Raw genomic sequence first — 13,692 nt, forward strand, 5'->3', positions numbered from 1 at the left:
ATAAAAAAGTGAGCCTATGAGTTATTCTCTAGGCTCATAATATTTCAATAATAAGTTTGCATGAATCTGCTAATATAGTTGCTCCATTTGTTAAACTTGAATCATCAGATACTAAGAGCAAAAACACGTTTGCAATTTCTTCATCTGTCTGATTCGTCTATTACATACTTAATTGCCTTCTTTTCTAAGTCATCTTCTTTTACAAGAACAGTTTGAAGATGGACTGTTTCACAAAAATAACGATTTTGAATTCAGTTTTTTTTCTTTTTTTGTATGGCCTCGTCTTCAATTTTCAAAAGCATCTTTGGATCTCCAGCCATCATTACCATATCTCCTGCTTCGATTACCGTTGTTCCCCTTGGCGTAATCATCCTGCCATTTCTTCTAACTAGAACAAATGATACATCCTTAGGCAGATTAATATCTATTATGGCTTTGCCGACAAAGGGACTACTGACTGGAATCTTTAATTCTAATAGTTCTGAATATATCTCACCAGAATAGTCTGTAAAAGTCTTTAGAACAGTCCCTTCATCCTCTACTAAATCTAACTTCTTAGCAATTGGAACCAGTAGAGTCCCTTGTATTAAAACAGATAATAGACCAACGAAAAACACAATATTAAATATTTCCTCTCCCAGCATTATCCCTTTAGTTAAAGGATATGTGGCAAAGACAATAGAAGCAGCTCCACGAAATCCCACCCAAGAAACAAGGAGTATCTCCTCCTTAGTTCTCTTAAATACAGCCAATATAGGAAATACAGCTAAAGGGCGAGCTACAAATATAATAAAAAGTGCCACTCCAACTCCTGGTAAAACTATGTTTTTCAATATAGACGGGAATACTAGCAACCCTAAAGTAAAGAACAAAAAAATCTGCATAAGCCAAGACAATCCATCAAAATAGCGAACTAAGCTTGTTTTATGAACAAGTCTACTATTTCCCATAATAAGTCCGGTGATATACACTGCCAAGAAACCATTTCCGGAAAGAATATCTGCACTAGAGTAGGATAGCAATACAAGAGCTATGGCAGTGATAGAATAAAGCCCATCTATATCAAGATTAATGTGATTTATAAACCATACTGCCCCTTTTCCTATAATAAAGCCTACTAAAGCTCCAATCACAATCTGATTAGCCAAAAGTATCCATATGTTATGTGCCTCTCCTGTTATTAAACCTAAAAAAATAGTTGTCAGCATATAAGCCATAGGGTCATTAGAACCACTCTCCATTTCTAGCATGGGTGCTAAACCATTTTTAAGATTTAATTTTTTAGAGCGTAGAATGGAGAACACAGCTGCCGCATCGGTGGATGATATAATTGAACCAAGGAGCAAGCCATATATCCATGGAAATCCTAGAATATAATGTGAAAATGCTCCTAGGGTAAAAGCAGTAAGCACCACTCCAATAGTAGCAAGTAATGTAGCAGGAAATGTCACTGGTTTTGCAGTCTCCCAATTAGTTCCAAAGCCTCCAGAGAAGATAATAAATAAAAGCCCAATATTACATAGCTCTCGGGCAATAATTGGATCATCAAAATATATTCCACCAGGTCCATCAGACCCCATGAACATTCCTAAAGCAAGAAATATTATAAGAGTAGGTATACCAAATTTATATAGCACCTTGCTTGAAATGACACATACCAGTAAGATAATCGCTACAATTAATAAAGCATCCATAGCATATCTCCTTAAAAATTAAGTCTGGTATTAGTCTTTTATTTATATCTTTAAATAATTCATATTTTTATAAAAAATAAGTCTCTTTTTAATTGCTTCCTTTTATCTGAAGGTCATAAAGATACTTATATACTCCTTGTACAGATATTAAATCTTGATGTTTTCCCTTTTCTACGACCTTTCCCTCTCCACTTGCACCAACTATGGCTGCCATCTTTCCTTCTTCTAAGGCTATATCAACTCCATCTAGTACCTTTTTGCTTTCGTCATATCCAAAGCATATGCCTTTCATCTCTAGCATACTATTTGTTAAATAATTATTTTGGCTACATTCTTTAATATTATCAGATTCCATAGGACTATTTAACATCTCAAATACTCGACTTGCACCTGCAAGGGAACCTTGGATTCCAACAATAAATCCTCCAATATTTTCAAACAAATAGCTAGCGTTTCCTTGCAAATGCAGTATTGCTGCTATTGTCCCTACATCTATTTTCCCCTTCATAGACATATATAATCCTAATACTAGAATTCCAATAGTCTTTAAAGTTCCATACAAAATATTGATTACATCCAATGTAGAATTTATTTTTCCTCTTTTAATAGTCGTTGCAGCCAAACCTTTATTGTCACTATCATACTTATTAAATACCTTATTCTCTATGTTGAATATTTTCATTTCGTTAAACCCATCTAAATATGTCAATTAATCTTTGAGTCATTTTACCCATTTTACTCTGCACATAGTCTCCAGCCTTTCTTAATGGCGTGCTAAATAAAGAGTTTATGAGAACAGATATTAATCCAATAACTATAGCTATAATAGCAAACTGCCAATTCATAAAAAACATCGAAATCATTGCAACACTTCCAATAATAATTGCACATGCAACTCTATGTCATCGTTAATAATTTCAAATATCCTGTCAACAGCTGGTACTACCATTCGCATATTCCTTTTTAAGTAAGTTATCTACTTCATCTTTAACAAAAATATTTTCGTCCTTTAGTATGATCACTTCTTCAAATAGACTTGTGACTTCATCTATTAAGTGAGTAGATATAATTACTTGTCCTGGGGTTGTTTTGTATATCCTCTAATAAAAGATTATAGAATTTGTATCTAAAGGCAGCATCTAATCCTAGTAATGGCTCGTCAAATATAGTAAGCCTAGCCCTTGAAGCTAGCCCTATAATAAGTCCAACAATAGTTTGATTGCCACGTGAGAGCTTATTATATTTCTTTTTTGTGTTAAGATTAAATTCCTTTATCAAAAAGTCTTTATAACCTTCATCCTAATCTTTGAAGAGAATCTTAGCTATTTCAAAATCCTTTTAACCTTAATATCATCTACACCAAAACCTTTTTCTTTTACTATACAGATTTTTTCTAAGTCTTTAGAGTTCTCGTATATCTCTTCACCATATAGTTTTACTTCACCGCTATTCTTATTTATTTGATTAGAGATAATATTTAGTAGTGTTGTTTTTCCTACACCGTTTCTACCTAGTAGCCCATATATTTTGTTTTCCTCCAACTTTAGATTAATATTAGTAAGTACTCTTGTACTACCATAAAATTTGCTTAAACCCTTAATTTCTATCATCCTATTCACTCCCTTTAAGCTTTAATATATATTCTGAGATCTCTTCTATAGGTATTTCAAGCCTATTAGCTTCTCGAATTATTTCAAGTAATATTTCCTGAAAAAAATGTCCTGTCTTTTCTTTAATATCTTCTTTCTTGCCCCTTCTGCCACAAACATTCCCAATCCTCTCTTCTTATATAATATTTCTTCATATACTAAGATATTGAGTCCCTTTCTTGCAGTAGCAGGATTTATTTGATAAACTTTAGCGAATTGATTTGTCCGAATTTAAGTCAAGCAATTTCCCTCCTCCATCATTGGTTGCTTGTATACCTAGTTACTTATGTAACCAAGTATGCATCCGTTTAAGATTTCTGTTAATACTTTTAGAAAAATTTTTAAAGTAGGTGAATATTGAGGATAAAACTTAAAGGACTATCTAAAAACAAGGTTTTTAGATAGTCCTTTAAGTTTAAAAACACATTATCTATATAGTAAAGAATTTTTCCTTATTTCATCTAACTCATCTTCATTGAATAGTCCTAGCTTATATAGAAGTAAAAATTCTTGTGACACTCCACTATCAAATAATAATAAATCATCACTATTAACTGTTATAGTTATGCCCTTATCAAACAATCTTCTTGCTGGATGCTTTTTAATATCCTCAACAGCTCCAAGAATGTAGTTGCTACTTGGGCATACATTTAATCTAATATTCCTTTCTTTTATAAGATCAATTATGTAATCACTTGAAACTGCCCCTATACCATGCTGAACTTCGTCTACATCTAATAGTTCTATAGCTGTTCTCACATGTTCAGCTACTAGAAATTGTCCTGCATGGATCTTGAGCTTAAGCCCCTTGTCTCTTGCATATTTATAATACTCCTTTAATCTCTGATAGCCTTCCATAGTTTCTTCACCATAGGCATCTATGGACAGGAATACTCCACTTTCTATACAAGGTATAAGGTATTTATCTAAATTCTCTCTAGAAGTAGTTATTGCCATTCCTACCTCTGGTCTAAAGTCTATGTAGTCTTTATACTTGTCTTTAATTTGGGAAATAATCTGGAAAAAGTTGTTATACTCGGTAAAGTTCATTAACTCATGGCAGTCAATACTGGTTTCTAATATCTTTATACCATCTTCTATGGCCTCTTTTACAGTCTCTTCAATTAAAAAAGCTATATCCTCTTCATTCCTGATACGTTTAATAACTTCATTGAGTATATATTCATTTAATTCTTTCACACCATTCATTTTTTTAGGTGCTCTAATCGCAGTCCCCCCTGCCCACTTGTTAAACACTGAAAACCTCATACCAGTACTGCAATGATTATGAACTTCTCCCTTTGTTACCTGCCTTAATTTAGACAAGTTTCCTTCTTGTAATCCTTCTTTAAATAATATAGTTTCCTTATTGCTCATATCTAACTCTCCCACATCTATTAATATTATATATCATTTGTACTAAATCTAACTGTTTTATATCTATATGTCAACCACATATATATAACTTTATATTTTTTCAGCGCTTAATTTCACTAGGAGTTTTCTTTTGTAATTCAGCTATTTATTTAATATACTTTATTACATTTTATAATGCTTTATTTTTCTCTCTGATTTGTCATATTCCATCAATTGAAATTGTTATAATTTAGAGTGTATGATAGAACTTCTATGATAAATATTGTCTACTTTAAAAAATGCTGGGTATAAATAAATATATTATTTTAAATAGCAGGAGATAAAAATGAAATTATTAAACTTTTTATTTATCACAATTGGTATACTATTTGCTGGAATAGGAATGATAGAAATATTAGTACCTGTGCTTCCTACTACACCCTTTTTAATATTAGCTTCAGTTTGCTTTGTAAGAGGCTCAGATAAATTTGATAGATGGTTTAAAAATACTAAAGTCTATAAAAATTATGCAGAAGACTTCGTAAATGATAGAGCCATGACATTTGCTAGAAAAGCTAAACTAATGGTTATATCAGATTTGATGCTAATGTTTCCATTTATTAAGCTAGACAACTTTTATATTAGAGTGTTTATTATAGCTGTTGTAATTATGAAATATTGGTATTTCATATTTAGGATAAAAACAAAAGTGGAATAAAGCAGTTAACTTTATTCCTTGTCATACTGTCTATTTCTTTTTATTATTTAAGTACCGCTCCCTTCCTTCTTCAAATAACCTGCGCTCCTCATCATTAGTAATTTCTAACGGAGGTACAGCTGCGGGCTTACCATTTTCATCTAAGGCTACCATGGTAAAAAAGGCTGTAGCCGCTACTTTGGCCGAGTCTTCTTTTGCAAAATCTTCTACTAGAACCTTAACAAAAACCTCCATAGAGCTATTCCCAACGAAGCTTAGTTTTGCATTAAATGTCACTAAGTTGCTTATATGTATAGGATAATGAAACTCCACTTTGTCTACCCTTGCAGTCACTACATTTCTCCCTGAATGTCGTGCTGCTACTACTCCTGCCGCATTATCCATTAGCTTCATAATCTCTCCACCATGAACATTTCCAGCTATATTAGAGTGAATAGGTTCCATTAAGTTTCTTAGATTTATCTCAGACTGTTTTACTGTCTTACCTATAATGATAATCACCCCTTAGTTTATTATAACTTTTAGTTTATTATAACTTTTAGTTTGTTAACAGTTCTATACTATTTCGTTTATTGAAATTTATTAACCTATGTAAACTACATTATTTTATTATATCAAAATTCCCATTTTATAAAAAGATAATAGTTCTAAATTTAATATACCAATTCGTTTTACTTTCAACCTATTATCCTACCTTTTTATATTTAGCCTAGCACTCCCTAAACTCTATAATGCTCTAATTATTAGATTTTTGTCTAACATCTAACAATTAGAGCATTATAAACCTAGGTGTATATTTAAGGAAGAACTCTTCTAGCTGTATAATAATTTTTGGCATAATATCCTGTTGCAAGAGTAGATATCTTCACTACCTCCCCTGCTTTAGGAGCATGAACGAATCCACCATCTCCTACATATATTCCTACGTGATTGATGTTCTTTCCATCTCGGGCGAAAAACACCAAATCTCCATATGTTAGGTTTTCTTTTGATACATAAGTTCCTGCTGTTGCTTGATCTCTCGATACTCTTGGTAGTTCTATACCGAGCTTGCCATATAAGGAATATATTAAGCCTGAGCAGTCATAGCTACTAGGTCCAGTTGCACCCCATTGGTAGGGCTTGCCCATTTCTTGAGATATAAGGCTTGCTAGTTTTGCCTTATTATTGCTTTCCTGCCTATTATACCCCCCCCTTGATACGTTTGAGTTACTCCTCAATGCATTCTCAATTTCTAAAACATTCTCATACATTCTTTCAGCTAAAACAAATGCTTGCTCCCTTGTAGTAGTTCCTTTGGGATTAAACCTGTTGTCTCCAACTCCACTTATTACACCAAAGCTATACAAGTAACTGACAGATTCTCGTGCCCACAATGAAATTATATCAGTATCAGAAAATATATAATCGTATGATTTTTGGTAGTTAAATCCAGGCCTTACTATTTGTAATGTTTGGTATAGCATCACACTGATTTCTTCTCGAGTTATGGTATTATAGGGATCAAATTTTCCATTTCCCTTACCCTTTACAATTCCTAGCTGGTATGCTTTTAAAATCTGTGTATTTTTTGTATCAGTAAATGGATTTTTTTCTGGCAATATGCCTTCCTTGCCACTCAATGCCTCGTATAAATTTATAACAACCTGACAAAACTCTTCTCGTGTAATATTAGCTCTATACCTTGATTGTAAAGTTTCTGGGATAAGATTGTTTCCTTTAGCTTTTTCAATATGTATTTTTGCCCATTCGCTAGGGATATTGACATTGCTCTGTGACAAAGCTACATCAGCATAAGTAATTTGAGATAGTGACATAATAGCTAGAATCATAATAATGAATACTAACTGAAGCTTAACAAATGGTTTCTTCATTAGTTACCATATCCTTTCTTTGTTAAATCTGTACATGGAAGCAATAATTAAAGATATGTCAGTTTTAAATTACATATATATTATCAAAAAATACACCATTTATGTTAACTTCATTATTCCATTATATCCATGTTATTCCAATTTGTATCGTAACTCATTGTTACCTTAATCAAACACTCTACTATTCTTTCCTTATTGCTGCCTAAATTGGTACTTTTACTCCTACCTCTATTCCATCAAAGCATTTTCGGTTTTTTTCTACCCTACCTTATATAATTTTTAAAAAATATGCTGTCTCTATAGACAGCAGTATTTTATGAGTATTTCCACCTTATTATTTAGTTTACTATACTATACTTCATGTAAAAGATTTGCCTCTCTACCATAGGTCAGCTTTTAAACCCATTTTGTTTGATTTGCTTAAGGAAAAACTGACTTTTAATACCTATCCTTCAACAATGGTGTAATCTCTCCAGAATAGTAAATACATAAAACATGAAGGGCTCTAGTACAAGCTGTATATAGCAGTAGTCTTTCCTCCTCACAATAGTAATTTTCATTTCCTGCATTATATATAATCGCTGCATCAAATTCTAGTCCTTTAGCTAGATAGACTGGAATAACTAACGTATCACTTACATACTCATCATCGTCTTTCATTATGGCTTTAATGTGAATCTTATCTTTTAAGAAATTATATACCTTTTTTCCTTCCTTTATAGTCCTAGTTATTATTCCAATAGATTTATATCCTTTCGCCTTATATGTTTTAATATCTTCGAGAATCCTCTCATTTATAGCCTCTTCGCCAGGAAACCCTTGTAATATAGGCTTATCTCCGTTTCTTTCAACACAGCCGTCTGTAATTTCCTTATTAAGAAGCTTTCTTGAAAAGTTTGTGATCTCCATTGTTGATCTATAGCTTTTGGTTAAGTTTATTATACATGTATTATTTTGGGGAAATATACTGCAAATATTGCAATAATCTCCTAGGTTCATAAATGGATTAATTGATTGGTTTAGATCTCCTAATATTGTCATATTAGCATGGTTAAAAAGCTGGTAAAATATTTCATACTGTAGTGGTGTATAATCCTGTGCTTCATCAATAATGACATATTTGATATCTGATGTTTTGGGGATACCTTCTAAAGCTCCTTTCAGGTATAAAAGAGCTGGTTGGTCTTCATAATTAAGTCTTCGGTTTCTAAGATTTTCTAAGGTATAGCTTCTAATCTCAGTAATATCTTTCTCGCAGAATTTAGTATTTGGACTTCTATGGAGGAACTGAGGACTTTCAAAAAGATTCTTATATATATCAACTATATCAAACTTAGTCATCTTATTGATTTCATGATATATGCCCTTCATTTCCTCATTTACAATAGCTAAGCTTTTCTGAAACACCTCTACTTTATCTAAATATTCACCTGAGTTCCAAAGCTCTTCAGTTACTTCCTCTATACGTTGGTTTCTATAAGGCTCTATGAGAAATAAAATTCTTTCTTTTACCTTTTGAAGTTTCTTTTTTACAGAAAGCTGTATATAATCATAATCTTTGAAAAACAGTTCTCTTAACTCCTCAGCAGAAACTATTAATCTGTCTCTAAAAACAATATCTTTAAAGTCTCTATCCATATTCTCAACATGAGCTACATATTGCTTTAGTACATCAATAAACTCTAAGGAAGATTTGTATTTTATATTACTGATCCTTTTCTGATAATTAGGGCCTTTTCTTGAACTCAAAATATACTCCATCATTTCACAATAGTCTTCTTTCATGAGTTCATTTCCTAAAACCTTATGCATATATTCTTTAAAAGTTGTCTGATACATGTTATCTTCTCCAAGTTGTGGTAATACATTAGAAATATAATCATTAAATATTTCATTGGGAGAGAATACAACTATGTTTTGTGGAGTTATTTTATCTCTGTACTTATATAAAAGATAGGCAATTCTATGGAGAGCCACAGAAGTTTTCCCGCTTCCAGCTGGCCCTTGAACAATTAGATTTTTGTACTCCTCATTTCGAATTGCTCTATTCTGCTCCCGTTGAATAGTAGTTACTATTGCTTTCATCTTGCTGTCAGTACTTTTACTCAATATATCTTGAAGTATTTCATCATCAATTTTTAGGTTGCTGTCAAACATATACTCAATTCTACCATTATTAATCTTGTACTGTCTTTTTAGTGTAAGCTTCCCCTCTATAATTCCTTCAGGACATTGATAATTTGCTTTTCCTATTTCATAATCATAAAACATACTTGAAATCGGTGCTCTCCAATCGTATATAAGAAAATTATAGTCAGCATTAATAAGATTTGATAACCCAATATAGTACTTCTCAGACTTCTCTTCTCCATCTTCTAGAAAGTCTATTCTTCCAAAATAGGGCGATGAAAGTATTCTCTCGTATTTTTCCTGGAGTCTTCTAGTCAACTCATGGCTTCTCTTCTGCATTTTCATAATGCTAACGAAACCCATAAAGTCAGCAATCTGCTCTAGCCCGTTAACTATAGAAACGGACCCTACATCCTCCCATAGCTCCTTTTGTATATCAATTGCATCCCTTCTGATTTTTTCTTTAGTATCCCGATTTTCATCATATTGTTTTCGAGCTTCTTCAAGTACATTTTTTAGCCATTCATTTTCAAGCTTCCACTCAATTTCATTATTTTTCATGTATTCTCCTCCTGATAAATATTTTTAAAAAATATTTTTAAAACCTATTGACATTGTTTGTTTTAAAGTATATAATATAATTGGGTAGATATATTGTGTTATTATATTTAGCGATATCATATCTATTTTATCACTCTTGTTTTCTTATGTCAATAAAAATTATAATTAGTTGAAAAAATAGCAGGGCTTACATCAAAAGATGTAAGCCCTTAGTATTTATCATCATTTAACCATAGTCTAAATGCATTTACTTATTAGACATCAAATTAAAGTTTAACACTTAAATATAATCACTGTTTTTTCAATTTCTGCTGTATTACCATAAACACTCTAAACAAAGAAGAACCAGCCATAATACCAGCCGCTATTGATGCTGAAAGACCTACCGTCTGTGCGCCACTACTTGCAAACTTGTCAAGTGCGCCATTAACAGCATAGCTCATTGTATAATATAGTGAGCGTCCAGGAATCAAAGGAATCACGGAAGAAGTTAAGAATGTAGTAGTTGGCGTTTTCTCTATACGAGCCAGTACTTCAGAATATATTGTAACTATCATAGAGGATATAAAATATCGTGACATCTCACTTTTAAGCCAAAATATAAGCAATAGATAAATTATCCATGAAAACATACCGCCTATAGCAGCATACCACAATTTCCTTCCTCTTATATTAAAAAGCATTGAAAATCCTAAGGAACCTAAAAAAGCCATTATAATTTGAATGGTATAAATCATCTAAGTATACCTCCAAAAAAAATTGATGCAACGCCAAATCCTACAGCAATTGACAAGGCCATGACAATCGCCTCACAAAGTCTAAACAGCCCTGATATAGTATCCCCTCTAATTATATCTCTAATAGAGTTAGTTAAAGCAATACCTGGAATCATTAGCATAATATTTCCTATAATAATCTTATCTATGCTTTCCCCGATTCCTGCACTAACAGATAATATTGCAAATAATCCAACTACAAATGAAGAAATTATGTTAACAAACAGTATGTTAGTATCTATCTTTTGAGTTAAAACGATTGTTAATTTCAGTAGTATACCTATCACAGAAGAAACTAAAGCATCTCTAAAGCTTCCTCCGAAAAAAACAGTGAAAACCCCTGCATTTAATGCATAGACAATATATTCAACAAAAAGACCATAGGTTTTTCCTTTATTTATTTCAGCTAACTCATTAGCAATATAATTTGCTTCAGGTGTGTAGCTACATATATAACGTGAAAGGCTGTTAAGCTTGTCCACTTTATCTAAATTAGTAGAGTACTTATGGATTCTTCTAGTTTGGGTAAAAGTACAACCATCTTCTCTTTGTAAGGTTACAACAATACTTGATGTAATTGTGAATACATCGACTCTTTTTGCATTATAAGATTTACAAATACGCTTGATAGAATCCTCTACCCTATTGATTTCAGCGCCACTAACTAACATTTGCTCTCCGATATCCAATACACAACATAACAATTCCTCAGTTAACATTATAGATATCTCCCCCATATTATGATTCAATAAGCATGAACTAAATAATATTATAACTAATATGTACTAACATATCTATATAAAAAGTAAATGAAGATTAAGCACCAGTTATTGTGTTATTAACCTGCTTAGCAATTGTTATAGCTTCAATTGCTTCTATCACAAATCCCTCCTAAAACCCTATTTTATATCATATTAATTTTATCATGTTATTTTAAATAGCGATATATTAAATTTCTTTTATCATTCAACTCAAATCTGTATCTCTTGGCTTATTGTTGATGTAGAAAAATATTTTGCAGTGCATATAATGCTACAAAGGAGTGATAATATGCCAATACTAATGCCAGCCTTATGTAGTTTTGTATATATTGTTGAGTATGGCGACACATTGTATTCAATAGCAAGGAAATTCAATACAACAGTCCCTATTATCCTTCACTTTAATCCAAATATAAATCCTAATATTATTTACCCAGGCCAAGCTATATTCATTGCTGAGTCTCCTCCAGAAGCTATTATTTACACTGTCAAACAAGGGGATACATTGTACTCAATAGCTAGAAGGTACGGAACCTCTGTGGAAAATCTAATTAAATTCAACTATCTTGCTACACCTGAGCTAATATATGTAGGTCAACAATTAGTTGTAACTGCATCACTTCGCTAGTCATAAATAACCCCTAGGAATAGTTATTCTTAGGGGTTATTTATGACTAGCCTCGCACCAACATTTCTTTTAGCCATACTGGCAATTATTATACTAACCATCAGTCGGATAAGTACTTTCTTATTCTTCTAAAATCATTTACTTCTTTTATCTAGTTATTTATTTTACTTTGGTTGACATTTCTCACAATAATATATACTTCCACCATAATAATTCTCTTTTTTTACAATAGTTCCACATCTTATGCATGGGGAATTTACGCTGTTTTTGCTCATCATAGTCTTATAGCCACCATTATTCCCAAAGAAGTCCTTTTCTGTGTCTCTGCCATTAAACTCCACCATCTCTAATAACACAGATTTAATAGCTCTATATAATTCATAAACTTGCTTATCCTTTAATGTGCTTACTTTGGATCTTGGATTAATATATGCGTTCCATAATATATCCTGCAATACACCATTGCCTAGCCCTGGTATTCTCTGTTCAGTCGCAAGGAATGCCTTTACGCTTAACTTTTTCACGTCTTCTGGAGATACTAACTTGTTGAAATACGCTTCATTAAATTCATCTGATAGTGGAGATGGCTTTTCCCGTGCAACTTTGTAATATATATTATCGAATTCAGCATCATCTCTGAAACACCATATACCTCCATACATTTGAATTGTGGCACTTACCTTAGAATTATCATCTAATTCTAGTAAGAGCTGATGCTTTATAGGAGCCTTCTGCCCCTGTCTGTGGTATCTTAAATTTGTTCCATCACCTATTAGTAGCACTGCCGAATCTAACTGGATACGAACTAGCCCACCATATGCTGTTGCATTTAAAATTGTACTCCCATTAAGAAGCTCATTATATCCTTGAGGATCACCATGATACCAGGCAAATTTATGTGGACTATAATTTACAATGCTATTAACTATTTTCCTTCCTTTTATTGTGTTATTAATCTGGCTAGCAATTGTCAAAGCCTCAGGTATTTCTAACAAGACTATCCCCCCAAAATACTATTTTATAGTCATTTTACCATATTATTTTAAATAGCGATATCTAAATTTTATCAACAAATAATAGTAGAGAGCTAACTTATTGTCTTCCTTAGTAAAAAAACTTTGACAAAGAGCCCTTTAAAACTCTATTTTAGATATATTCGACTAAACTTCCTTTCAGGACTACAGTATAAAGGGTGGCCTATAATGGTCCTCCAAACAATGATTGTTGTATAACTGACCCAATTAGCCTTATATTTATGTTTTCTCGCTTTGGAAGTATAGGAGTCTGATCAGTGGAAAGAATACTACTTGTTTATGCAATGGCGGTTACAAGCTTTGGTCTTGCAGAAACTTTTTTCAGAGGCTTCGATTACTTTCCTTTTTTATGCCAATGTTAGTTATAAGCTATTACCCAACTTCTGCTGTCTGCGGATGGGGTGAAAGCTATCTTAAGGGCCTACTTGCTCTTCCTGCAGGAGCTACGTTTTTTATCTTTTCTAATTTTGTATGGAGTTTTGGAATAAAACACTATAAGAGTACAGGAAGC

At 32.4% G+C, this 13,692-nt stretch carries 14 protein-coding genes; 2 read left to right on the forward strand and 12 right to left on the reverse strand.

Features of this window, described 5'->3' with window-relative positions:
- Positions 1-251: 251 nt before the first annotated feature.
- From DW1_RS14220 to DW1_RS14250, 6 genes are all read right to left on the reverse strand, one after another.
- Positions 252-1,694 (reverse strand): potassium/proton antiporter, encoded by a 1,443-nt coding sequence (locus DW1_RS14220; RefSeq protein ID WP_074351553.1) that lies wholly within the window; start codon positions 1,692-1,694, stop codon positions 252-254.
- Positions 1,695-1,782: 88 nt separating this feature from the next.
- Entirely contained in the window at positions 1,783-2,376 is a 594-nt protein-coding gene (locus DW1_RS14225) for an ABC transporter ATP-binding protein (RefSeq protein ID WP_074351555.1), read from the reverse strand.
- Between the two features lie 4 nt (positions 2,377-2,380).
- Entirely contained in the window at positions 2,381-2,539 is a 159-nt protein-coding gene (locus DW1_RS15365; protein WP_159433600.1) for a hypothetical protein, read from the reverse strand.
- Positions 2,540-2,738: 199 nt separating this feature from the next.
- Positions 2,739-2,972 carry an ATP-binding cassette domain-containing protein gene (locus DW1_RS14235; protein WP_074351557.1) on the reverse strand — a complete coding sequence of 78 codons (234 nt, stop codon included), beginning with the start codon at positions 2,970-2,972 and terminating at the stop codon, positions 2,739-2,741.
- Positions 2,973-3,016: 44 nt separating this feature from the next.
- Complete coding sequence (locus tag DW1_RS14240; RefSeq protein ID WP_074351559.1) at positions 3,017-3,304, reverse strand: ATP-binding cassette domain-containing protein; 288 nt, start codon at positions 3,302-3,304, stop codon at positions 3,017-3,019.
- Between the two features lie 465 nt (positions 3,305-3,769).
- Positions 3,770-4,720, reverse strand: coding sequence for an amidohydrolase family protein (locus DW1_RS14250; protein WP_074351560.1), 951 nt, complete (start codon positions 4,718-4,720; stop codon positions 3,770-3,772).
- 325 nt (positions 4,721-5,045) lie between these two features.
- On the opposite strand from DW1_RS14250, the gene DW1_RS14255 reads away from it, so the two are divergent.
- Positions 5,046-5,417 carry a YbaN family protein gene (locus DW1_RS14255; RefSeq protein WP_074351562.1) on the forward strand — a complete coding sequence of 124 codons (372 nt, stop codon included), beginning with the start codon at positions 5,046-5,048 and terminating at the stop codon, positions 5,415-5,417.
- Between the two features lie 30 nt (positions 5,418-5,447).
- Here DW1_RS14255 and DW1_RS14260 read toward each other — a convergent pair whose 3' ends face one another.
- The 5 genes from DW1_RS14260 to DW1_RS14280 all read right to left on the reverse strand — a co-directional run bounded on the left by DW1_RS14260 (position 5,448) and on the right by DW1_RS14280 (position 11,477).
- Entirely contained in the window at positions 5,448-5,918 is a 471-nt protein-coding gene (locus DW1_RS14260; protein ID WP_242942514.1) for an acyl-CoA thioesterase, read from the reverse strand.
- 296 nt (positions 5,919-6,214) lie between these two features.
- Complete coding sequence (locus tag DW1_RS14265; RefSeq protein WP_074351565.1) at positions 6,215-7,291, reverse strand: NlpC/P60 family protein; 1,077 nt, start codon at positions 7,289-7,291, stop codon at positions 6,215-6,217.
- Positions 7,292-7,729: 438 nt separating this feature from the next.
- Positions 7,730-9,982 carry an RNA polymerase recycling motor HelD gene (helD, locus tag DW1_RS14270; RefSeq protein ID WP_074351567.1) on the reverse strand — a complete coding sequence of 751 codons (2,253 nt, stop codon included), beginning with the start codon at positions 9,980-9,982 and terminating at the stop codon, positions 7,730-7,732.
- Positions 9,983-10,272: 290 nt separating this feature from the next.
- Positions 10,273-10,719, reverse strand: coding sequence for a threonine/serine exporter family protein (locus tag DW1_RS14275; protein ID WP_074351569.1), 447 nt, complete (start codon positions 10,717-10,719; stop codon positions 10,273-10,275).
- Entirely contained in the window at positions 10,716-11,477 is a 762-nt protein-coding gene (locus DW1_RS14280; protein ID WP_074351571.1) for a threonine/serine exporter family protein, read from the reverse strand. The genes DW1_RS14275 and DW1_RS14280 overlap by 4 nt, the downstream gene beginning before the upstream one ends.
- A 331-nt stretch (positions 11,478-11,808) precedes the next feature.
- Here DW1_RS14280 and DW1_RS14285 point away from each other — a divergent pair, with 331 nt between their 5' ends.
- On the forward strand, positions 11,809-12,147 hold the full coding sequence (locus DW1_RS14285) for a LysM peptidoglycan-binding domain-containing protein (protein WP_074351572.1): 339 nt from the start codon (positions 11,809-11,811) through the stop codon (positions 12,145-12,147).
- Between the two features lie 164 nt (positions 12,148-12,311).
- Here the strand turns inward: DW1_RS14285 and DW1_RS14290 are convergent, their stop codons facing one another.
- On the reverse strand, positions 12,312-13,142 hold the full coding sequence (locus DW1_RS14290; protein ID WP_074351574.1) for an endonuclease VIII: 831 nt from the start codon (positions 13,140-13,142) through the stop codon (positions 12,312-12,314).
- Between the last annotated feature and the right edge of the window lie 550 nt (positions 13,143-13,692).

The organism is Proteiniborus sp. DW1, assembly GCF_900095305.1.
Lineage (GTDB): Bacteria > Bacillota > Clostridia > Tissierellales > Proteiniboraceae > Proteiniborus.

What these genes read in the sequence shown, in the direction of transcription:
- DW1_RS14280 (WP_074351571.1), bottom strand. Translation starts at nt 11,477, where the DNA reads ATGTTAACTGAGGAATTGTTATGTTGTGTATTGGATATCGGAGAGCAA.
- helD (WP_074351567.1), bottom strand. Translation starts at nt 9,982, where the DNA reads ATGAAAAATAATGAAATTGAGTGGAAGCTTGAAAATGAATGGCTAAAA.
- DW1_RS14275 (WP_074351569.1), bottom strand. Translation starts at nt 10,719, where the DNA reads ATGATTTATACCATTCAAATTATAATGGCTTTTTTAGGTTCCTTAGGA.
- DW1_RS14250 (WP_074351560.1), bottom strand. Translation starts at nt 4,720, where the DNA reads ATGAGCAATAAGGAAACTATATTATTTAAAGAAGGATTACAAGAAGGA.
- DW1_RS14220 (WP_074351553.1), bottom strand. Translation starts at nt 1,694, where the DNA reads ATGGATGCTTTATTAATTGTAGCGATTATCTTACTGGTATGTGTCATT.
- DW1_RS14285 (WP_074351572.1), top strand. Translation starts at nt 11,809, where the DNA reads ATGCCAATACTAATGCCAGCCTTATGTAGTTTTGTATATATTGTTGAG.
- DW1_RS14225 (WP_074351555.1), bottom strand. Translation starts at nt 2,376, where the DNA reads ATGAAAATATTCAACATAGAGAATAAGGTATTTAATAAGTATGATAGT.
- DW1_RS14240 (WP_074351559.1), bottom strand. Translation starts at nt 3,304, where the DNA reads ATGATAGAAATTAAGGGTTTAAGCAAATTTTATGGTAGTACAAGAGTA.
- DW1_RS15365 (WP_159433600.1), bottom strand. Translation starts at nt 2,539, where the DNA reads ATGAATTGGCAGTTTGCTATTATAGCTATAGTTATTGGATTAATATCT.
- DW1_RS14255 (WP_074351562.1), top strand. Translation starts at nt 5,046, where the DNA reads ATGAAATTATTAAACTTTTTATTTATCACAATTGGTATACTATTTGCT.
- DW1_RS14265 (WP_074351565.1), bottom strand. Translation starts at nt 7,291, where the DNA reads ATGAAGAAACCATTTGTTAAGCTTCAGTTAGTATTCATTATTATGATT.